Raw genomic sequence first — 21,746 nt, forward strand, 5'->3', positions numbered from 1 at the left:
GTGCCTCCACAGAGAGACTCCCCAAGGGGAGAGAGCCCTCACCCGGCGCTCCGCGCCGACCTCTCCCGCAAGCGGGAGAGGTCGAGCGAGTGTGCGGCCGCTGTTGGAAGTCACTCCGCCAGCGCGTTGTATTTCTTCAGCGAGGCCTTGAGGTCCGCGAGCGCGGCGTCCGGATCGGCTCCGGCCTTCTTGGCGCCCTCGGACCAGGTCTTCACCAGCGGCTCGGCAGCCTTCTTCCAGGCGGCGGTCTGCTCGGGTGCCAGCTTGTAGACCTCGTGGCCGGATTCCGCCTTCACCTTGTCGATGCCGGCATCCTCGAACTTACCCCAGTGCTCGCCGACCACGCCCGCCATTTCGACCGAGCAGTTCTTGTCGATCGCGGCCTTCTGCTTGTCGGACATCGCGTTGTACTTGTCCTTGTTGATCACGAACACGAAGGTCGTGGTGTAGAGCGGCGCCTCCATGTCGTATTTGGTCACCTTGTCGATGCCGAACAGCACCAGGGAACCCCAGGGGAAGGTGACGCCGTCGGCGACGCCGCGCTCGATGATGTCGCGGACCTCAGGCGCCGAGGACTGCACATTGGTGCCGCCGAGCGACGTCACGAAGTTCGCCATGGTGGCGTGCGCCGGGCGGATCTTCATGCCCTTCACGTCTTCGGGCAGCACGATCTTCTTGGTCTTGGAATGGAACGAGGAGGGCGAGTGGACGAAGGCGAGGCAGTATTTGACGTCCTTCATCTCCTTCTCGGCATATTTGCGATACCAGGCGTCCAGCCCCATCGAGCCGCCCTTGGCGTCCGAGATCAGGAACGGCAGTTCGCCGGCGCCGACGATCGGGAAGCGGCCGGGCTGGTAGCCGGGATTGACATAGGTGACGTCGGCGATGCCGTCGCGCGCCATGTCGTAATGGTCGAACGCCTTGCCGAGCTGCTGGGCCGGAAACACCTTGCCCTTGATGGTGCCGCCGGAATCTTTCTCGACCGCGGCAGCCCAGTCTTCCAGCGACTTCTGCAGCGGATGCGAAGCCGGCACCCAGTGCGAGATCTTCAAATCGAAGGTCTTGTCCTGCGCGAAGGCAGGCGTCACGCTTGCGGCCAGCAGCAACGCCAGACAGGCTTTCCTCATCACACGTCTCTCCCTGTTTTCGACGGCGGGCTTCGATGGCCCGGTCTCGTTAATTAACATGTTATCTAATCGGCCGGCGCGTTCAAGCCGGAACTGGCGCGCACTTCGCCGCGCCGTCCGCGTCAGCCATGCTGCATGGATTTGTCGCTGCCCGGCGACGGCCCTCCCCTTTTGCCCAACCGTTATATGATATAATTATCGTGCGCGGAGCAACGCGACAAGCGAGCCACGAGCAAAGCCTACAGGATCGGAAGGAGCAAGTATTGCGGACAAAAGTCGCAATCATCGGGGCCGGGCCGGCCGGATTGTTGCTTGGGCAACTGCTGCACGCATACGGCATCGACAATGTCATTCTGGAGCGGCAGAGCCCGGATTACGTGCTCGGTCGCATCCGCGCCGGTTTGCTGGAGGAGGGAACCGTCGCGCTGCTCGACGAGATCGGCGCCGGTGCGCGGGCGCATGCCGAAGGCCTGGTGCATGAAGGCATCGAGCTCGCCTTTTCCGGCCGCCGTCACCGCATCGACATGAAGGCGGCGACCGGCAAGACGGTCATGATCTACGGCCAGACCGAGGTCACGCTCGACCTGATGAACGCGCGCAAAGCTGCCGGTCTCATCTCGGTCTACGAGGCCAGGGACGTGCAGCCGCATGATTTCGACGGCAGTCACCCGCGCGTAACCTGGGTCAAGGACGGCGTCACCCACGCGATCGATTGCGATTTCATCGCCGGCTGCGACGGCTTTCACGGCGTCAGCCGCGCCAGCGTCCCGGCCGGGGCGATCGAGGAGTTCGAACGGGTCTATCCGTTCGGCTGGCTCGGCATCCTCTCGGAGACGCCGCCGGTCAGCGATGAGCTGATCTACTCCAACCACGCCCGCGGCTTTGCGCTTTGCACCATGCGCTCGACCAGACGCAGCCGCTACTATGTGCAGTGTTCGCTCGACGACCATGTCGACCAATGGCCGGACGACCGCTTCTGGGACGAATTGAAGCGCCGGCTCGACCAGGAGGCGGCCGATAGCCTCGTCACCGGCCCCTCGATCGAGAAGAGCATTGCGCCCCTGCGCAGCTTCGTCGCCGAGCCGATGCGCTTCGGCAAGCTGTTCCTGTGCGGTGACGCCGCCCACATCGTGCCGCCGACCGGCGCCAAGGGACTGAATCTCGCTGCCAGCGACGCACATTATCTGTCGGGCGCGCTGCGCGAATTCTACGACGAGAAATCCAGCGCCGGCATCGACGCCTATTCCACCACGGCGCTGGCGCGGGTCTGGAAGGCGGTGCGCTTCTCCTGGTGGATGACCTCGATGCTGCACAAATTCCCCGACACCGGCACCATCGGCGCGCGCATTCAGCTCGCCGAGCTCGACTACGTCACGCAGTCGCAGGCCGCGATGACGTCGCTGTCGGAGAATTATGTCGGGTTGCCGTTTTAGGACGGGGCCGACGGTGCCGTAGGGTGGGCAAAGGCGCCCTTGCGCCGTGCCCACCACTTCCCATAATTGCGAAAGCGCGTGGGCACGCTTCGCTTTGCCCACCCTACGGCTCGGTCATTGTGGCGCCACCCGTGTTTCAAACACGCGAGCAAATCCCGTTTAAAACTTTGTAATTGATGCAACCGTCATCGCCATCGCGTTCAATCCTGACGACACGTCAACGCGAGACAACCATGACCGCCACCGACATTCCCGCCGGCTTCGAGCCGCTCTTTCGCAAGAGCCCTCTCACCGAACCCTGGGAGCCGCTTTACTCCAAGAACACCGACAAGGCCGTCATCATCGGCCTCCGGCTGGCCAGGCCCCACACCAACGGCCGCGGGCTGATCCATGGCGGCCTCATCGCGGCGCTCGCCGACAATGCCATGGGCTATAGTTGTGCGCTGGTGACCAACTGGACCACGTCGTTCGTGACGGTCTCGCTTTCGGTCGATTTTGCCGGCGCCGCCGAGATCGGCCAGTGGTGCTCGATCGAGAGCGACGTGATCAAGACCGGCAAGACGATCTGCTTTGCGCAGTGCCTTGTGAAGGCCGACGATGCCGTGATCGCGCGCGCCAGCGGCACGTTTCGGGTGGTGCCGAAGAAGGGGTGATCTCTCCGTGTCCCGGACGCGCTGCAGCGTGCAACGCTGCTGCGCAGAGCCGGGACCCATGTCTCGACATGGCACCCTGCCGCCTTCTGGGCCCCGGCTCTGCGCCGCTCCGCGGCGCGTCCGGGACACGTACCTACCCAAACCTCCACTCCGCCGTCTCCACCACGAGATCGACGAACGCGCGCACCTTGGCTGAGAGCAGGCGCGAGGTCGGGTAGATGATGTGGATCGGCAGCGCCGGCTGCTCGTACTTCGCCAGCACGATTTTCAGCCGTCCGCGCTTCAGCCCCTCGGCGGCCTGATAGGCCAGCACGCGCGTCACCCCGCCGCCAGCTTCGGCGTATTGCAGGGCGGCGTCGGCGCTGTTGCTGATGAAGCGGGGCGATGGCGTGACCTCGATGTCGCGGCCGTCGTGCACGAAGTGCCAGCTGGCGGACGGGCCGAACTGAATGGTCTGGTGTTCAAGCAACGCGTCCGGCGTCTTCGGCTCGCCGTGGCGCTTGAGATAGCCCGGCGTCGCCACCACGATCCGCCGCATCTCGCCGACCTGGCGCGCCACCAGCGAGGAGTCAGCGAGATGACCGATCCGCACCGCGACATCGACGGCGTCCTCCACGAGATTGACGAGATGGTCGGACAAGCGCAATTCCCCGCCCACCCCGGGATAGCGCTTGAGATAGTCGGTCATGACCGGCCCGACATGCAGCCGGCCGAAGCCGACCGGCGCCGAGACCACCAACCGTCCGCTCGGCCGGTTGCGCTCCTCCCGCGCGGAGCCGTCGGCCTCCTCGACATCGGCGAGGATGCGCCGCGCGCGCTCCAGATAGCGCGCGCCGACGTCGGTCAATCTCACTTGCCGTGTGGTCCGCTGCAGCAGCCGGGCGCCGAGGTGCTCCTCCAGCGCCGCGATCAGCCGCGTTACCGCCGAGGGCGACAGGTTTAGCTTGCGCGCCGCCGGCGCAAAGCCGCTGAGATCGGCGACGGTGACGAAGGCGTGCATGGCTTCAAGGCGGTCCATCTCATTATTGCATATATTGCAACGATGAAGTGTCAAGCGGGTAGATTGTTTTAGTCGGCGAAAGGTCCATTTTGGCTGATGAAGACGCAGCGATGCGCCGGAATTAGGAGATGTTCCGATGGCGACAGCAGCCCACACCTATGCCAGCGACGTGGCCTTCACCCCCGCGGTGAAGGCGATCCAGGCGCGCAAGGGGTCGCGCGAGGCCTATGGCCGCGTCGAGCAGCGCGGCTGGCGCACTGAGGTCGATGAAAACCTCGAGGCCTTCCTCACTGAGGCCAACAGCTTTTACTTCGCCACCGCTTCGGCGGACGGCCAGCCTTATATCCAGCATCGCGGCGGCCCGAAGGGCTTCCTCAAGGTCCTGGACAAGCAAACACTGGCCTTCACCGACTATGCCGGCAACCAGCAATATCTGACGCAGGGCAACCTGTCGGAGAATCCCAAGGCCTACATCTTCGTGATGGACTACGCCCATCGCCGCCGCGTGAAGATCTGGGGCGAGGCGCGCGTGGTCGAGGACGACGAAGCGCTGACGACGTCGCTGATGCCCAAGGGTTACCGCGCGCGGCCGGAGCAGGTGATCCTGTTCAAGATCGCAGCCTGGGACACCAACTGCCCACAGCACATTCCGCAGAAGTTCGATGCAGGCGATGTGGCGGCGGCGCTGGCGGCGAGAGATGCGAGGATTGCGGAACTGGAGGCGGAGGTCGCGACGCTGAAGGAGAAGGCGGGGTAGCTTCGTAACGCGCCGCTTGCTTACCCTCCCCTGGAGGGGGGCGATCGCGCGGAGCGCGAGCGGGGTGGGGTGATCTCTCAACACGGGCAGTGTTCTACGCGGAGGGACCGTCACCCCACCCCCGCTTCGCACATCGCTAGGCTCGTTGCGAAGCGACCCTCCCCCCTCCAGGGGAGGGTAAGAGAAATCAGATCACGCTCTCGCCTTCGTGCTGGAAGCCGAGATAGCTCGCCGCAACCCGTTCATTCGCCGCGATGTCGCTGGCCTTGCCGCTGAGCACGAATTCGCCGAGCTCCATCACATAGGCCTGGTCCGCGATCTTCAGCGCGGCCTGGGCGTTCTGCTCGACCAGCAGCACCGAGACGCCGCTGGCGCGGAGCTCGGTGACGATGCGGAAGATGTCGGCGACGATGATCGGGGCGAGGCCGAGGCTCGGCTCGTCCAGCATCAGCAGTTTCGGCTCGCCCATCAACGCGCGGCCCATCGCGAGCATCTGCTGCTCGCCGCCGGAGAGCGTGCCGGCGAACTGCTTGCGCCGCTCCTTCAGTCGCGGAAACAGCGTGTAGACGCGCTCCATCGAGGCTTTTGCCTTGCTTCGCTCGATGCGGAAGGCGCCCAGCTCGAGATTGTCCTCGACATTCATGGTGACGAACAATTCGCGGTGCTCCGGGACGAGGCCAAGCCCCATCGCGACGCGGTCCTCGATGTCGAGCCGGGCGAGATCCTGGCCGGCGAAGGTGACACGGCCTTTCAGCGGCAGGATGCCCATGATGGCGGAGAGCAGCGTGGTCTTGCCGGCGCCGTTGGCGCCGACGATGGTGACGATCTGGTTTGCGCCGACCTCGAGCGAGACCGAGCGCACCGCCTCGACCTTGCCGTAGGCGACATGGGCGTCGGTGACGGACAACAGCGCGCTCATGCCGCCACTCCGAGATAGGCCTTGATCACTTCGGGATTGGTCTTGATCGTGGCGGGGGTGCCTTCGGCGATCTTGGTGCCGAAATCGAGCACCACGATGCGATCGGCGAGGTTCATGACGAAGCCCATGTCGTGCTCGACCAGGAGGACGCTCATGCCGCCATCGCGCAAGTCACGCAGCAGCTTGGCGAGCTGCTGCTTCTCCATGTGGCGCAGGCCGGCGGCCGGTTCGTCGAGCAGCAGCAGCATCGGATCGACGCAGAGCGCGCGGGCGATCTCGACGATGCGCTGCTGGCCAAGCGAGAGGCTGCCTGCGAGCTGGTGCATCTGGTCGGCAAGGCCGACTCGCTCGATCTGGCGGGCGGCCTCCGCCAGCAGTCTGGCTTCGTCGGCGCGGTCGAGCCGCAGCATCGAGGAGATCGGGCCGGAATGGCCGCGCAGATGCGCGCCGATCGCGACGTTCTCCAGCACGGTCATGTCAGGGACCAGCTTCACATGCTGGAAGGTCCTGCTGATGCCGAGCTTGACGATCTCCTGCGGCGGCGCCTTGTCGACCTTCTTGCCGAGCACCGAGACCGAGCCTGACGTGGCCGACAGCACGCCGGTGATCAGGTTGAAGGTCGTGCTCTTGCCGGCGCCGTTCGGGCCGATCAGCGCGACCATCTCGCGGGCCTGGACGTCGAAGGAGACGTTGTTGACCGCGACCACGCCGCCGAACTGTTTTCGCGCCTTGTCGACCTGGAGCAGGATGCTGGACTGGCTAAGCGTGCGGGGACGCTGCTCCAGCTTGAGTGAGGTGTCCGGCTTCTTGCCACCGGTCCGCTCCGGCAGGAACGACATCAACCACGGCCAGAGGCCGCCGGGCGCGAGCTGCAACAGCGCCACCAGCATGATGCCGAACACGATGGTCTCGACCTGCCCAGAGCCGGGCAGGATCAGCGGCAGATAGCTCTGCAGCACCTCCTTCAGCACTACGACGATCGCCGCGCCCAAAACGCCGCCCCAGACATAGCCGGCGCCGCCGACCACCGCGATGAAGAGATATTCGATGCCGGCCTGCGCGCCGAACGGCGTCGGGTTCACCGCGCGCTGGAGATGGGCGTAGAGCCAGCCTGACAGGCCGGCGAGCACGGCGGCATGGATGAACACCAGCAATTTGGCGCGCGGGGTGTGCACGCCGAACGCCTCGGCGGCGACATGGCCGCGCCGGAGCGCGCGGATGGCGCGGCCGGTGCGGGAATCCAAGAGGTTCATCGTCAGCAGCGCCGAGAGGATCACGGCGACCCAGATCGCGTAGTAGATCGAGCCGGGCGAGAGCATCTTGAACGTCCCGATCGACAGCGGCGGGATCGCCGAGATGCCGTCATTACGGCCGAGAAACTCCAGCTTGCTGAAGAGATAGAACAGCCCGAGCCCCCAGGCGAGCGTGCCGAGCGGCAGATAATGGCCGGAGAGGCGGACGGTGATCAGCCCGAGCAGCACCGCCAGTGATCCGCTGACCAATAGCGACAGCGGCAGCGTCAGCCAGGGCGACAGGCCGTAGGCCGTCGACAGCACCGCGGTGGTGTAGGCGCCGAAGCCGACGAAGGCTGCCTGTCCGAACGAGGTCAGGCCGCCGACGCCGGTCAGCAGCACGAGGCCCATCGCGACGAGGGCCGCGAGGCCGATATTGTCGAGCAGCACGATCCAGAATGGAGGCATCCCGGGGACGAACGGGATCACGGCCATGACGGCTGCGAAGACGATGATGGGAAGGCGGCTCTGCATTTCAGCCTCAGTCCTTCTCTTCTTCGACGGCGGGCGCGGCGAGCGAGCGCAGCAGCAACACGGGGATCAGCAGCATGAAAACGATCACCTCCTTGTAGTTGGAGGCATAGAAGGACGAGAACGCCTCGACGAGGCCGACGACCAGCGCCGCGGCGGCGGTGAGGGGATAGCTGACGAGGCCGCCGATGATCGCGGCGACGAAGCCCTTCAGGCCGATCAGGAAGCCGCTGTCATAGTAGAGCGTCGTGATCGGCACGATCATGATGCCCGACAGCGCGCCGATGACGGATGCCAGCAGAAAGGCGATCTGCCCCGACAGCGTGGTGCGGATGCCGACGAGCCGCGCCCCTAGCCGGTTCACGGCGGTCGCGCGCAGCGCCTTGCCGTAGAGGGTCAGGCCGAAGAACAGCCAGAGGGCGACAATGAAGGCGATGGTGATGCCGTAGACGGTAAGGCTCTGGCCGGTGAAGCGCAGCGAGCCCGCGGTGAACGCGCCGGACAGCACGGCGGGTCCGCGCTGGCCTTCGGCGCCGAAGAACAGCAGGCCGAGGCCCTGCAGTGCCAGATGGACGCCCACGGATGCGATCAGCAGCACCAGCACGGAGGTGTGCGCCAGCGGCTGGAATGCGACGCGGTAGAGATAGAGGCCGATCATCGCCACGATCACCAGCGACAGCGCGATCGAGACCGCGACCGGCGGCTTCTGCGCGGCGAAGTAAACCGTCAGCGCCAGCACGATGGCCGGCAGCACGATATTGGTGAGGGCGCTGCGCACGATCAGGCGGCCGTGCAGCGCCTTGCGCGCGACGAACAGGTCGAAGGCAAAGGCTCCGATGCCGAGGGCCAGCGCGAGCTTGGCCGTGCCCGGCATCTGGCCTGCGGCCAGCGAGGCATAGGTCAGTGCGCCGTAGGTGACGAATTCGCCCTGGGGAATGAGGATGACGCGGGTGACGGCGAACACCAGCACCAGCGCGAGGCCGAGCAGCGCATAGATCGCGCCATTGGTGATGCCGTCCTGCACCAGGAACAGCATGATGGTGGTATTCAAGACCGGACGCTCCCCCTTAAGATAACGGACCGGTCCCCTCGATCGCGGTGGACGGTCCGCTCACAGCCATTGAAAAACGCATGCGATATTTGATATGGTCCATAACAATTATCAAATATAACATCAAGGGCGGGAACGATCCCTCCCGAATTTAGCGGGATTACGAGCACGAGGCGATGACCGTTTCCAAAGCCGCTGAAAAGTCCTCCGAAAAGCCTGCCGATACGGCCAAGGGCCGCAAGGACGCGGCCGAGGTGCAAGGCCAGGGGGCTGCTGGCGAAGCGCTCCAGCTCGGCGAACTCTCGGAACAGCTCGGCTATGTGCTGAAGCGGGCACAGCTCAAGGTGTTCGAGAACTTCCTGCGCTGCATGGCCTCGCTCCAGCTCACGCCGGCGCAGTTCTCCGTGCTGCTGCTGGTCGAGAAGAATCCCGGCCGTAACCAGACCGAGATCGCCTCCACCCTCGGCATCCTCAGGCCGAACTTCGTGGCCATGCTCGACAATCTCGAGAGCCGCGACCTTTGCGCGCGGATCCGCTCCACCAACGACCGCCGCTCGCACATCCTGGTGCTGACCGACAAGGGCAAGGCGGTGCTGGCCCGCGCCAAGAAGCTGGTCGCCACCAAGCACGAGGCCCGGCTCAACGAGCTGCTCGGGCAGGCCAACCGCGAAGCCCTGATCGCGATGCTCGCGAAGGTCGCGAGCGAGTTCTGAGGCGGCGCTCCACGTCCGCGTCATGGCCAGGCTTGGCCCGGGTGTCCACGTTTTTGGGCAGCGAGGGAAGGCGTGGATGGTCGGGTCAAGCCCGGCCATGACGGGGGAGAAATCTCAGCCTCAATCCACCAAAATCACCCTGATGTCGTTCACGTTGGTCAGCGTCGGGCCCGGCAGCAGCAGGTCGCCGGTCGCCTCGAAGAACGTCGTGGCGTCGTTGTTGTCCAGGTACGCTTGCGGCTGAAGCCCCTGCGCCTTCATCTTTGCGAATGTCGTCGCGTCGATCAGCGCGCCGGCGGGGTCGGTGGGGTTGCCGGCGCCGCCGTCGGCGCCGTCGGTGTCACCGGCCAGCGCCGAGATGTCAGGCGTGTCCTTGAGCAGAGCGGCGAGCGCCAACGCGTATTCCTGGTTCGGCCCGCCACGTCCATTGCCGCGCACCGTGACGGTGAGCTCGCCGCCGGAGAGGATCGCGAGGCGCTTGCCTTGCGCGCGCGCTTGCAGCGCCAGACTGGCGTGAGCGGCGGCGACCTCGCGCGCCTCGCCTTCGAGATCGGCGCCGAGGTCGATGGTCTCGTAACCGGATTCGCGCGCGAGCTTCACCGCGGCGTCGAGCGACTGCTTGGGCCGCGCGATCAATTCGAAATGCGCGCGCGCGAAGGCGGCATCGCCGGGCTTGCAGCTTTCGTTGCCCGGATCGTCGAGCGCGCGGCGGACGGCATCGTCGATGTCGAGCTTGTATTTCGCGACGATGGCGCGCGCATCGGCCAGCGTGGTCGGATCAGGCACGGTCGGACCGGAGGCGATCGCGGAAGGATCGTCATGCGGCACGTCGGAGATCGCGAGCGTCACGATCTCGGCGGCATTCTTGCCGGCGCGTGCGAGACGGCCGCCCTTGATCCGCGACAGGTGCTTGCGCACGACGTTCATCTCGCCGATCGGCGCGCCCGAGCGCAGCAGCGCCTTGTTGACCGCCTGTTTCTGCGCGAAGCTGATACCGTCGCTGGGCGCGATCCAGTTCGCCGAGCCGCCGCCGGTGAGCAGCACCAGGAGCATGTCGTCCGGCCCGGCCTCGCCTGCGAGCGCGAGCGTGTCGGCAGCGCCCTTGAGGCCAGCCTCATCCGGCACGGGATGCCCGGCCTCGACCACGCGGATGCGGCGCGTCGGCACGCCGTAGCCGTGACGCGTGGTGGCGATGCCGACGAGCCGTTCCGGCGCCAGCTTGAGCGTGTCGAGATAATGCCGCTCGGCCGCCGCGGCCATGGCGCCCGCGCCCTTGCCGGCAGCGAGGCAGATCACGCGTCCTTTCGGCGCGGGCCCCAAATGCGGCGCCAGCACCACATTGGGATGGGCGGCGGCGACGGCGGCGTCGTAGAGCGCGCGGAGCAGGGGACGTCGGTCGGTCATGACGATGGCCTTCGGCAGACGGAAGAGACTGGCGGCATACGCCGCCGTTCCTCCTGCCTACCGCATCGGACGCCAAAGCGTAAGCACGCTTTACCATCATTCGATTGTGCAATCGCGTGATCAGAATCGGCGGGCAAGCAAAAGCCCCCTGCGATGGTCTCGCAGGGGGCTTTCATCGTCGTGTCCTTCGGCTAGCCGCCGACGTCGGCGCTGATCACGTCGCCGAACAGTTCCCAGCGTTCGCCCTTGAACTTCTCGAGCCGGAGCTGGCTGATGGGTGCAAAGTCGGTCGCGGAGGTGTTGATCTGGATTCCCGGCAGCAGCGCCTCGGTGCGGAAGTCCTTCAGGCTGGCGGCCTGCTTCATGACGTTGGCGCGCGTGAGATCATCACCGCATTGCTTCAGCACCTGAACCAGCGTCTGCGCCACGGCAAAGCCGACGATGGTGCCCTTGTCGAGCTTGTCTCCTTCCGGGAAGTATTTGGTCATGAAGGCGAGAAACTCCTTCATGCCGGCGTCATTGTTCCATTCCGGATCCGACACGTCCTTGAGATAGTCGGCGGAGATGATGTCCTGGCCGTTCTCGAAACCGGCCGGCTTCATCACGCTGCCGACGGAGGCCGAGACGTTGTTGAGGAAGTGCAGTGGCTTCCAGCCGATCTCGGCATTCTTCTTGATCGCCTGCGCCGCGAACTTCGGCGTGGTGATGTTCATGAAGACGTCGGCGCCGGTCGACTTGAGCTTGACGATATGGTTGTCGATGGTGGGCTCGGAGGTCTCATAGCTCTCCTCGATGACGATCATCGAGGCGGCTTTCGCGCCCAGGCCGTCCTTGAGGCCCTTCAGATAGTCCTTGCCGTAATCGTCGTTCTGGTAGAGCACGGCGATCTTGGCGTCCGGCTTGTTCTTCAAGAGCCACTTCGCGTAGATCTGCGTCTCGCTCTGGTAGTTGGGCTGCCAGCCCATCGTCCACGGGAAGTTCTGCGGGTCGTTCCACTTGGTGGCGCCGGTGGCGACGAACAGCTGCGGCACCTTCTTCGAGTTCATGTATTTCTGGATCGCCGAGTTCGGCGGCGTGCCGAGCGAATTGAAGATGAACAGCACCTCGTCGCTTTCGACCAGCTTGCGCGCCTGCTCCACCGTCTTCGGCGGCGAATAGGCGTCGTCGTAGCTGATGTAGTTGATCTTGCGGCCGTTGATGCCGCCCTCTTCGTTGATCTTCTTGAAATAGGCGGCTTCGGTCCGCCCGATGATGCCGTAGGCGGAGGCCGGTCCGCTGTAGGGCATGATGTTGCCGATCTTGATCTCGGTATCGGTCGCGCCGGTATCGTATTTCTTCTGGGCCGACGCAGTGGAGGCCGAGGCCGCAACGAGCGCAAGCGCCAGTGACGCGGCCGCAAGTTTGCCGGTGACAGCGGGCATTCCTATCTCCCTATTTTCTTGGTGTGTGTGCGCCCCTTTTCTTGTCTCGGTTTTTTTGGCGACGCTGCCGCAATTCAATACGATTTGGCTGATGCCTTCAACAGAAAGCCCCCGGGACGGCGTCACGGGGGGTGCGTCTTTAGTAGTCAGGGACGGCCGGCTCTCGTGTGCGACTGCGAGAAGGTCCGGCTGTCTTGAGTTGTTTAACCAAAAAGGAGCGATTTTGGGTTGCGCCGCTTCAGTGGCCCATCTCGCTGGAGATGATCTCGCCGAACAGCTGCCATTTCCGGCCCTTGAAACGCATCATCTGCAACTGCTCGATCGGGGCGAAATTGTCCGGCGCGGTGTTGATCCTGATGCCGGGCAGCAGCGTGTCGGGCTCGAAATCCTTCAAGGAGGCTGCCTGCCTCATGACGTTCTCGCGGGTGAGGTCGTCGCCGCACATCTGCAGCACTTTGACCATGGTCTGCGCGGCGGCATAGCCGAACACGACGCCGGCATCGAGCTTGTTGGCCTTGGGATCATACTGCGCGAGGAAGTCATAGAATTTCTTCATGCCGTCGTCGGCATTCCACTGCGGATCGGAGCCGTCCTTGGTGTAGCTCGCCGACAGCAGGCCTTGCGAGACCTCCAGGCCCGCCGGCTCGATCACGCCGCCGACGGAGGCCGATACGTTGGAGACGATGTGGACCGGACGCCAGTTGATCTCCGCCGCCTTCTTGATCGCCTGCGCGGCGAATTTCGGCGTGGTGATGCTGATGAACACGTCGGCGCCCGAGGCCTTCAGCTTCACGACGTGCTCGTCGATGGCGGGCTCCGACGTGTCGTAGCTGTCTTCCAGCACGATCATCGAGGCCTTGGGCCCGAGGCCATCCTTCAGCCCTTTCAGGTAGTCCTTGCCGAAATCGTCGTTCTGGTAGAGCACGCCGATCTTTCCGTCCGGCTTCTCCTTCATGATGTACTTGGCGTAGATCCGCGCCTCGCTCGCGTAGCTGGGCTGCCAGCCCATGGTCCAGGGGTACTGCTTGGGATCGTTCCACTTCGAGGCGCCGCTCGCCACGAACAATTGCGGCACCTTCTTCTCGTTCATGTATTTGCGAATGGCGCCGTTGGTGGACGTGCCGAGCGAGCCGAAGATCAGCAGCACCCCATCGCTCTCGACCAGCTTGCGCGCCTGCTCCACCGTCTTCGGCGGCGAATAGGCGTCGTCATAGGAGATGAACTTGATCTTGCGCCCGTTGATGCCGCCCTCGGCATTGACCTTGCGGAAATAAGCTTCCTCGGCCTTGCCGATCGCGGCATAGGCCGAGGCCGGGCCGCTATAGGGCATGATGTTGCCTATTCTGATCTCGGTATCGGATGCGCCGCTGTCGTACTTCTTCTGCGCCAGTGCCGGGCTGCTCATCGCAGTGCACAAAGCGAGCGCGGTCCAGAGGGCCGCAACCTGAAAACGAACGGCGGACATTGTTCTCCTGCCCCGAGTTGGATCGGCGCCGCATTGAACAAGATTAGCGCCTGCCGTCAACAAAAAGCCCCCGCGATCGCTCGCGGGGGCTTCTCGAGGGTCGGACTATTGCGTCAGCGTGTCACTCGGAGGCGACGTCGCCGCTGATGATCTCGCCGAACAGTTCCCACTTCTCACCCTTGAAGCGCTGCATCTGCAGCTGCGCAATCGGGGCGAAGTCAGTAGCGCTAGTATTGATCTTGACGCCGGGCAGGAGCGTATCCGGCGCAAAATCCTTCAGCGAAGCCGCCTGCTTCATGAGATTGGCGCGGGTGAGATCGTCACCGCACATCTCCAGGACCTTGGCCAGGGTCGAGGCCGCGCCGTAGCCATAGACCATGCTGGTGTCGGACTTGTCGGCACCCGGCATGTACTTGTCGACGAACTCGTTCCACTTCTTCATGCCGGGGTCGTTGGCCCACTGCGGATCGGTGGAGTCCTTGGCATAAGCCGCCGACAGCACGCCCTGTGCATTCTCGAAGCCGGCGGGCTTCATCACGCTACCGACCGAGATCGAGACGTTGGTGAGGATCTGGAGCGGCTTCCAGCTGAGCTCGGCCGTCTTCTTGATGGTCTGCGCCGCAAATTTGGGCGTCGCATAGATCAGCAGCACGTCGGGATTGGCGGCCTTGATCTTGACGATATGGCCGTCGATCGACGGCTCGGACACCTCATAGCTCTCTTCCATGATGATCATGGACGCGCCCTTGGCGCCGAGACCGTCCTTGGTGCCCTTGAGGTAGTCTTTGCCGAAATCGTCGTTCTGATAGAGGATCGCGACCTTGGCGTCGGGCTTCTCCTTCATCAGCCATTTCGCGTAGATCTGGGCTTCGCTCTGGTAGGAGGGCTGCCAGCCGATGGTCCAGGGGAAGTTCTTCGGATCGTTCCACTTGGTGGCGCCGGTGGCGACGAACAGCTGCGGGATTTTCTTGGCGTTGAGGTACTTCTGGATCGCGCTGTTCGAGGGCGTGCCGAGCGGATTGAACACGGCCAGCACCTCGTCGCTCTCGACCAGCTTGCGGACCTGCTCGACTGCCTTCGGCGGCGAATAGCCGTCGTCATAGGTGACGAAGTTGATCTTGCGGCCGTTGATGCCGCCCTTGTCGTTGATCATCTTGAAATAGGCTTCTTCGGTCTTGCCGATGATGCCATAGGCCGACGCCGGACCGCTGTACGGCATGATGTTGCCGACCTTGATCTCGGTGTCACTTGCGCCGGTGTCGTATTTCTTTTGGGCGAGTGCGGCGCCGGAGGTGAGAGTGATGGCCGCCGTTGCCGTGACCAGCGCGGCGGCTCGCAGTGTTCTTCCAAAATGCAATTCGGTCTCCTTGCTTAATTTAACGGGACTTCAGTTCTTTTTGAGCTTGCCGACGAGTTGCTGGCCAATGATCGCGATCTGCCTTGCGCCGTGCGGCACGAGGTAGATGACGAGGAACAGCAGCACACCGAACACCGCGCCGGAGAGGCCCTTGGAGATGCTCTCCGCCATGTTCGGCACGAAGATGATGAAGGCCGCACCGACGAACGAGCCGGGCAGCCAGCCGACGCCGCCGACCACCATGCCGAGGAACAGCGAGATCGCGAGCGTGATGGTGTAACTGTCGGGGGCCACGAACTGCACCGCGATGGCGCCGAGCGAGCCGGCAATGCCCGTGATCGCCGCCGACACGCCGAAAGCCAGCGTCTTGTAGAGTGCGACGTTGACACCCATCGAGGACGCCGCGATCTCGTTGTCGCGGATCGCCATGAAGGCGCGGCCCGACCTCGAGCGCAACAGGTTCACCGAGAGCATGTAGATCGCGATCGTGACGATGAGCGTGAAGTAGTACAGCCACGTGTCCTGCGACATCGGCAGGCCGAACGGCGCGTCCGGCTTGGTGACGACGAGGCCCTGCACGCCGCCGGTCCAGTGTTCCAGGAAGTTCAGCTTCAGCAGCTGTGGCATCGCGGTCGCGAGTGCGAAGGTCGCGAGCGCGAGATAGACGCCCGACAGTCGTAGCGCCGGTTTGCCGAACAGGTACCCGAAGCCGAAGCAGACCACGGCGGAGATCGGAATGGTCAGCGCGTAGTTGATGTTGGCGTGCTCCATCAGCACCGCCGACGTATAGGCGCCGACGGCGTAGAACGCGCTCTGGCCGAGTGAGAACTGGCCGGAGCCGCCGGTCAGGATGTTCAGCGCCAGCACGGCGAGCCCGTAGATCAGGAGCATCGTCATCTGGAAGATGACGAAGTTCTTGACGAACATCGGCACGATCAAAAGCGCCGCGAGCACCACCAGCGAGGTGCCGGTGCCCAGCGTCATGGCCCGCTTGGGAACGGCCTCGACCGCCTGGTGGCCTTCTGCAACGACTTCTTCTGCAGCGCTCATGATCAAACTCGCTTGACGATGTGCCGACCGAACAGGCCGGCGGGTTTGACGACCAGGACGGAGATGATCAGCGCGAGCGCGATCGGGAGTTTCAGCTCGTTGCCGACGCCGGGGATGTAGGTGCCGGCGAGGTTCTCGAAGACACCGACCAGGAAGCCGCCGACCACGGCGCCGAACGGGCTGGTCAGTCCGCCGAGCACGGCCGCGGCAAAGCCGTAGATCAGCACGCCGCCCATCATGTTCGGCTCGAGGAACACGACCGGTGCGATCAGCATGCCAGCGATCGAGCCGATCGCGGTCGCCATGCCCCAGCCGAGCGCGATCATCCAGGAGGTGTTGATGCCGACGAGGCGGGCCGATTCAGGCACGGAGGCGGCCGCGCGCATGGCAAGACCGATCCGCGTGTACTGGAAGAAGAAATAGAGGCCGAGCAGCAGCAGTATGGTGACGCCGATCATGCCGGCCTGGTGGGTCGAGATCAGCTGGCTGCCGAGGAACGGCGCGGAGCCGAACGGGGTCGGATATTGCTTGATGGTGAAGTCCCAGATCAGGCCCGCCGAGGAGTTGATGATCGCGAACAGCGCGATGAACCCGGCGACGTTGGTCAGCACCGGTGCCTTTGTCAGCGGCTTGAACAGAATCCGCTCGATCGCGATACCGGCGGCGAAGGAGAAGGCCAGCGTGATCACGAAGGCGGCCCAATAGGGCACGCCCCATTGCATCAGCTGCCAGGAGATGAAGGTCGAGAACATCGCCATCTCGCCCTGCGCGAAGTTGAGATGGTCGATGGCCTGGTAGATCATGACCACGGCGAGCGCCATGCAGGCGTAGATCGCGCCCGTGGCAATGCCGGCCAGGACCTGGTTGGTGAACAGCTCCATTGTCCCGGCTCCCTCAATAACCCAGATAGGATTTGCGGATTTCTTCGTTGTTCGCGATGTCCTTGGCGTTGCCCGACATCACGATGCGACCGGTCTCGATCACATAGGCCTGGTCGGCGAGCTCCAGCGCGAGCTGGGCGTTCTGCTCGACCACCAGGATCGACACCTTGTCCTCGCGGTTGATCTTGCCAAGGATGCCGAACAGATCGCGCACCACCAGCGGCGCGAGGCCGAAGGAGGGCTCGTCCAGCAGCATCAGCCGCGGCCGCAGCATCAGGGCGCGGGCGACCGCGAGCATCTGCTGCTCGCCGCCGGAGAGCGTGCCGGCCTGCTGGGTGTGGCGCTGCTTCAGCACCGGGAAATGCGCGTACATGCGCTCGATGTCGGAGACGATGCCGGCGCTGTCCTTGCGGGTGATGGCCCCGAGCTGGAGATTCTCCTCCACCGTCATGGTGGTGAAGGTTCCGCGGCCCTGCGGCACATGGGCGATGCCGAACCGCACGATGCTCTCGGTGGAGCGGTTGTTCAGCGGCTTGCCGTCGAACTCGATGCCGCCGGTGGAGCGCACCATGTTGCAGATCGCGCGCAGCGTGGTGGTCTTGCCGGCGCCGTTGGCCCCGAGCAGCGTCACCAGTGAGCCCTCGTTGAGCGAGAAGGACAGGCCATGGAGCGCCTGGACCTGGCCGTAATAGGCGCGCAGGTCCTTGACGTTGAGCAATGTCGTCATTGGTCCTTGCTCCCGAGATAGGCCTTGATGACGTCGGGGTCCGCCTGCACCTGGGCCGGCGTGCCTTCCGCGAGCTTCTTGCCGAAATTCAGCGCAACGACATGGTCGGCGATCGACATCACCAGGCCCATGTGATGCTCGACCAGCAGCACGGTCATGTGCCGGTCGTCGCGAATGCGGCGAATGAGGTCGCCGAGCACGTAGACCTCTTCGTGGTTGAGGCCACCGGCGGGCTCGTCGAGCAGCAGGATTTTGGGATCGGCCGCCAGTGCGCGCGCCAGCTCGACGCGCTTCTGCGTGCCGAAGGGCAGGCCGGAGACCACGGTGTGGGCGACGTCCTCGAGGTCGAGATAGGCAAGGATCTCGTGCACCTTCTTGTTGACGCTGGTTTCGCTGCGGCGAACCCAGGCAAGCTTCAGGGAGTCGCTGATGATGTCGCTCGAGGTCCTCGAATGCGCGCCGACGCGGACGTTGTCCATCACCGAGAGATTCGGAAACAGTGCCACGTTCTGGAAGGTGCGGCCGATGCCGATCTCGGCGATCCGGTGCGGCGGCCGCGTCAGGATGCTCGCGCCCTCCATCAGGATGTCGCCGGATGACGGCTGGTAGAGCCGGGACAGGCAGTTGAAGAGCGTGGTCTTGCCGGCGCCGTTGGGGCCGATCAAGCCGAGGATCTGGCCCTTTTGCATGTCAAAGGACACGCCGTTGAGCGCGATGATGCCGCCGAACACGACGCTGACGTCGCGAACCGCGAGCAGGGGCGATGTCCCCTGCGCGAGCTGTGCCTGCGTCATCTCGTCTCGCTCACGTCATTCAGTGAGCGAAGGGGCGATGCGAACCGCTCCCGATGATGACAAAGGCTATCTGAATCCCTCGGCCACACGCGCAACTTTTCCTCCTGATTTCAGCTTTTTGCTGACGTCTTTTTTGGAATGCGGCATTAGACCCCCGAGCGCCGCTTCGATGTTCCTTACCATCGCTAAGAGACGCGGTCCAATGTCGTTGATCAAACGCTCTTCCGTGAAGCGGAATGCGGGCGCGCCGCAATTGAATGCGTAGGGACCGGTTCCGTCGTTGAGCCTGAGTGCGACGCCGGCGGCGCCGATGTCGTCGTGCCAGTCGCCGACGGAGATCGCAAAACCGTATTTCGCGACGGTTTCGCCGGAACGTTCCAGCCCGTCGCGCATCTTGGGCCAGCGGCTGCCGTAATGTTCGCGCAAGAGGCGCGACAGGTCTGCGCGGTCCGCGTCGTCGAGCGCCCAGAAATAGGCGCGGCCCATCGCGCTGGTTGCAATCGGCACGCGGGAGCCGACGTCAAGTTGAACCCCGACGGTCTCGCTGCCGCGGCTTTGCCCGAAATAGATCATGCTGTGACGGTCGCGGCCGCCGACGGCGACGGCGCCGCCGGTCGCGCGCATCACGTCCTCGCGGAACGGCTCGGACAAATGCCGAACGCCGAGATTGGCGAGCGCGGCGTAGCCGAGCGACATCGCCGCGGGTGTGAGCTGGTACTTCTCGAAGCGGGGAACCGGCGCAAGATAGCCCAGCTTGGTCAAGGTGTAGGTCAGCCGCGACACGGTCGGCTTCGGCAGGTTGGTGCGAGCCGCAATCTCCTGATTGCCGAGAAGGCCGTCATTGGGGTGGAATGCGCGCAATACGTCCAGTCCGCGGGAAAGCGCGACGACGAAATTCCGATCGGTCGCAGTCTTCTTTCCTGTACGCTTCATCCCTGATCTGCTTCTTGCGCGGAGTCGTTGACAAGCCACGTGCTTCAAAATAACCCTGCCGTCAAGATGCGGAATTAAATTCCGCACCGCGAAATCGAACAAAAGTAAATCCCCACCAAGGAGGGAACACCGTGAGCGAAGTGGTCAAGCTTGAGCGTCATGACGAAGTCGGGATCGTCACCGTCGACAGCCCTCCGGTCAACGCGCTGAGTGCCGCGGTCCGCGGTGGTATCCTGGAGTGCATCAAGACCGCGATTGCCGATCCCGCCATCAAGGGCATCGTGCTGACCTGTGCCGGCCGCACCTTTATCGCCGGCGCCGACATCACCGAATTCGGCAAGCCGCCGAAGGCGCCCGCCCTCAACGACGTGCTCGCCGAGATCGAGAATTCGCCCAAGCCCGTGGTTGCCGCGATCCACGGCACCGCGCTCGGCGGCGGCCTCGAGGTCGCGCTCGCCTGCCATTTCCGCGTCGCGGTGAAAGAGGCCAGGCTCGGCCTGCCCGAGGTGAAGCTCGGTCTTCTGCCGGGCGCCGGCGGCACCCAGCGCCTGCCGCGCGCGGTCGGTCCCGAACTCGCAGTCAAGATGATCGTCGGCGGTGATCCCATTGGTGCTGCGGAAGCGCTCAAGAACGGCCTGATCGAGGAAATCATCGAGGGGCCGGCATCGGGCGGCGAGGCCTTCGTGCGCAAGCTGCTGGCCGAGAAGCGCCCGCTGCGGCGCCTGCGCGACGACGATTCCAAGATCGCGGCGGCCAAGGCCGACCGCTCGATCTTCACCAATGCAGTCGCCGCCATGACCAAGAAATCGCGCGGCCTGGAAGCGCCGTTCGCCGCCGCCGACGCCGTGGGCTACGCCATTGACCTACCTTTCGACGAAGGCCTGAAGAAGGAGCGCGAGGGTTTTCTGAAGCTCGTCGCCAGCGATCAGTCGAAGGCGCAGCGTTATGCGTTCTTCGCCGAGCGCGAGGCTGCCAAGATTGCGGGCGTTCCTGACGGCACCAAGTCGCGTCCCGTGAACCGGGTCGCCATTCTCGGCGCCGGCACCATGGGCGGCGGCATCGCGATGTCCTTTGCCAATGCCGGCGTTCCCGTCACCCTGATCGAGACCGGCGAGGAGCAGCTTAAGCGCGGCATGGGCATCATGCAGAAGAACTGGGAGGCGACCGCCGCGCGCGGCGGCATCCCGGCGGATGCGCCCGCCAAGCGCATGGCGCTGATCAACGGCGTCGTCGGCATCGAGAATGTCGGCGATGCCGACCTCGTCATCGAAGCCGTGTTCGAGACCATGGCGGTGAAGAAGGAAGTGTTCGGCAAGCTCGACCAGTACGTCAAGCCCGGCGCCGTGCTCGCCTCCAACACCTCGTATCTCAACATCGACGAGATCGCGAAGTCGACCAAGCGTCCGCAGGACGTGCTCGGCATGCACTTCTTCTCGCCGGCCAACGTCATGAAGCTGTGCGAGATCGTGCGCGCCGACAAGACCGCGCCTGATGCGCTGGTCACTGCGGTGAACATCGCGCGCAAGATCGCGAAGGTGCCGGCCGTGGTCGGCGTCTGCGACGGTTTTGTGGGCAACCGCATGCTCGCCCAGCGCGGCAAGCAGTCCGAGAAGCTGCTGTTCGAGGGCGCGTTGCCGCAGCAGGTCGACGCCGTGGTGACGAAGTTCGGCATGCCGATGGGGCCGTTCGCGATGGGCGACCTCGCCGGCCTCGACATCGGCTGGCGCTCGCGGAAAGACCGCGGCATCAAGTCGGAGATCGCGGACGCGCTGTGCGAAGCCGGCCGCTTCGGCCAGAAGACCGGCAAGGGCTATTACAAGTACGAAGCCGGCAGCCGCTCGGCGCTGCCCGATCCGGAAGTCGAGAAGCTGATCGACGAGACGCTCGCACGTCTCGGCCGCAAGAAGCGCGTCGTCAGCGACGACGAGATCCTCGAGCGCATGATGTATCCGATGATCAACGAGGGCGCGAAGATCCTCGAAGAGGGCATCGCGGCGCGTCCCTCCGACATCGACGTGGTCTGGCTCTATGGCTATGGCTGGCCGATCTACCGCGGCGGCCCGATGTTCTGGGCCGACAGCGTCGGTCTCAAGCACATCGCCGATCGCCTGGCCTTCTACGCCAAGGAGACCAACGACCCCAGCCTCGAGCCCGCGCCGCTGCTGAAGAAGCTCGCGGCCGAAGGCAAGACGTTCGCCTCGCTGGCGGCGGCGTCGAAGGCGGCGTGATCGGATTGGGTGCTTCTGCAATGTCGCGCTCCGGGCAAAGCTCTCTCCGTTCCCTCCCCCCTTGTGGGGG

19 protein-coding genes are annotated in these 21,746 nt (G+C 64.4%); 5 read left to right on the forward strand and 14 right to left on the reverse strand.

The genetic code is table 11. The features are described from left to right. Positions 1–110 precede the first annotated feature (110 nt). Positions 111–1,127, reverse strand: a complete 1,017-nt coding sequence (locus CV770_RS35245) for a TRAP transporter substrate-binding protein (protein ID WP_104465631.1) — start codon at positions 1,125–1,127, stop codon at positions 111–113. Positions 1,128–1,390: 263 nt separating this feature from the next. On the opposite strand from CV770_RS35245, the gene pobA reads away from it, so the two are divergent. Together pobA and CV770_RS35255 are read left to right on the forward strand one after the other, a co-directional pair. Further along, on the forward strand, positions 1,391–2,560 hold the full coding sequence (gene pobA / locus CV770_RS35250) for a 4-hydroxybenzoate 3-monooxygenase (protein ID WP_104465632.1): 1,170 nt from the start codon (positions 1,391–1,393) through the stop codon (positions 2,558–2,560). 233 nt (positions 2,561–2,793) lie between these two features. Beyond that, positions 2,794–3,213: a PaaI family thioesterase gene (locus tag CV770_RS35255; RefSeq protein WP_104465633.1), complete on the forward strand. Its 420-nt coding sequence runs from the start codon at positions 2,794–2,796 to the stop codon at positions 3,211–3,213. A gap of 133 nt (positions 3,214–3,346) precedes the next feature. Here CV770_RS35255 and CV770_RS35260 read toward each other — a convergent pair whose 3' ends face one another. After that, complete coding sequence (locus CV770_RS35260; RefSeq protein WP_104465634.1) at positions 3,347–4,231, reverse strand: LysR family transcriptional regulator; 885 nt, start codon at positions 4,229–4,231, stop codon at positions 3,347–3,349. A gap of 118 nt (positions 4,232–4,349) precedes the next feature. Here CV770_RS35260 and CV770_RS35265 point away from each other — a divergent pair, with 118 nt between their 5' ends. Continuing rightward, positions 4,350–4,970 carry a pyridoxamine 5'-phosphate oxidase family protein gene (locus tag CV770_RS35265; protein WP_104465635.1) on the forward strand — a complete coding sequence of 207 codons (621 nt, stop codon included), beginning with the start codon at positions 4,350–4,352 and terminating at the stop codon, positions 4,968–4,970. 187 nt (positions 4,971–5,157) lie between these two features. On the opposite strand, the gene CV770_RS35270 is transcribed toward CV770_RS35265, so the two are convergent. From CV770_RS35270 to CV770_RS35280, 3 genes are read right to left on the reverse strand one after another with little or no spacing between them, the layout of a single operon-like run. Then, positions 5,158–5,889, reverse strand: coding sequence for an ABC transporter ATP-binding protein (locus tag CV770_RS35270; protein ID WP_104465636.1), 732 nt, complete (start codon positions 5,887–5,889; stop codon positions 5,158–5,160). Next, complete coding sequence (locus CV770_RS35275; protein ID WP_104465637.1) at positions 5,886–7,655, reverse strand: branched-chain amino acid ABC transporter ATP-binding protein/permease; 1,770 nt, start codon at positions 7,653–7,655, stop codon at positions 5,886–5,888. The genes CV770_RS35270 and CV770_RS35275 overlap by 4 nt, the downstream gene beginning before the upstream one ends. A gap of 7 nt (positions 7,656–7,662) precedes the next feature. Next, positions 7,663–8,703, reverse strand: a complete 1,041-nt coding sequence (locus tag CV770_RS35280) for a branched-chain amino acid ABC transporter permease (RefSeq protein WP_018318832.1) — start codon at positions 8,701–8,703, stop codon at positions 7,663–7,665. A gap of 176 nt (positions 8,704–8,879) precedes the next feature. Here CV770_RS35280 and CV770_RS35285 point away from each other — a divergent pair, with 176 nt between their 5' ends. Further along, positions 8,880–9,416, forward strand: coding sequence for a MarR family winged helix-turn-helix transcriptional regulator (locus CV770_RS35285; protein ID WP_104465638.1), 537 nt, complete (start codon positions 8,880–8,882; stop codon positions 9,414–9,416). A gap of 120 nt (positions 9,417–9,536) precedes the next feature. Here the strand turns inward: CV770_RS35285 and CV770_RS35290 are convergent, their stop codons facing one another. From CV770_RS35290 to CV770_RS35330, 9 genes are all read right to left on the reverse strand, one after another. Continuing rightward, positions 9,537–10,820, reverse strand: a complete 1,284-nt coding sequence (locus CV770_RS35290; RefSeq protein ID WP_104465639.1) for a glycerate kinase type-2 family protein — start codon at positions 10,818–10,820, stop codon at positions 9,537–9,539. Positions 10,821–11,011: 191 nt separating this feature from the next. Then, on the reverse strand, positions 11,012–12,241 hold the full coding sequence (locus tag CV770_RS35295; protein WP_104465640.1) for an ABC transporter substrate-binding protein: 1,230 nt from the start codon (positions 12,239–12,241) through the stop codon (positions 11,012–11,014). Positions 12,242–12,479: 238 nt separating this feature from the next. Next, positions 12,480–13,706, reverse strand: coding sequence for an ABC transporter substrate-binding protein (locus CV770_RS35300; protein WP_104465641.1), 1,227 nt, complete (start codon positions 13,704–13,706; stop codon positions 12,480–12,482). Between the two features lie 121 nt (positions 13,707–13,827). After that, complete coding sequence (locus CV770_RS35305) at positions 13,828–15,063, reverse strand: ABC transporter substrate-binding protein (RefSeq protein ID WP_028142134.1); 1,236 nt, start codon at positions 15,061–15,063, stop codon at positions 13,828–13,830. Between the two features lie 30 nt (positions 15,064–15,093). Next, complete coding sequence (locus CV770_RS35310; protein WP_028142133.1) at positions 15,094–16,113, reverse strand: branched-chain amino acid ABC transporter permease; 1,020 nt, start codon at positions 16,111–16,113, stop codon at positions 15,094–15,096. 2 nt (positions 16,114–16,115) lie between these two features. Continuing rightward, positions 16,116–16,994, reverse strand: coding sequence for a branched-chain amino acid ABC transporter permease (locus tag CV770_RS35315; RefSeq protein ID WP_091955908.1), 879 nt, complete (start codon positions 16,992–16,994; stop codon positions 16,116–16,118). Between the two features lie 13 nt (positions 16,995–17,007). Then, entirely contained in the window at positions 17,008–17,721 is a 714-nt protein-coding gene (locus CV770_RS35320; RefSeq protein WP_018318824.1) for an ABC transporter ATP-binding protein, read from the reverse strand. Continuing rightward, on the reverse strand, positions 17,718–18,515 hold the full coding sequence (locus CV770_RS35325) for an ABC transporter ATP-binding protein (RefSeq protein ID WP_091955909.1): 798 nt from the start codon (positions 18,513–18,515) through the stop codon (positions 17,718–17,720). Before CV770_RS35325 ends, CV770_RS35320 begins: the two co-directional genes overlap by 4 nt. A 66-nt stretch (positions 18,516–18,581) precedes the next feature. Continuing rightward, the gene (locus tag CV770_RS35330) at positions 18,582–19,448 is read right to left on the reverse strand and encodes an IclR family transcriptional regulator (protein WP_028142130.1); all 867 of its coding nucleotides are present in this window, start codon (positions 19,446–19,448) and stop codon (positions 18,582–18,584) included. Between the two features lie 131 nt (positions 19,449–19,579). Between CV770_RS35330 and CV770_RS35335 the strand changes: the two genes are divergently transcribed. Beyond that, a complete protein-coding gene (locus CV770_RS35335) occupies positions 19,580–21,676 on the forward strand; it encodes a 3-hydroxyacyl-CoA dehydrogenase NAD-binding domain-containing protein (RefSeq protein WP_104465642.1) in 2,097 nt (698 codons plus the stop codon). Positions 21,677–21,746: the final 70 nt, after the last annotated feature.

Source organism: Bradyrhizobium sp. AC87j1 (assembly GCF_002936975.1).
GTDB classification, from domain to species: Bacteria; Pseudomonadota; Alphaproteobacteria; order Rhizobiales; family Xanthobacteraceae; genus Bradyrhizobium; species Bradyrhizobium shewense.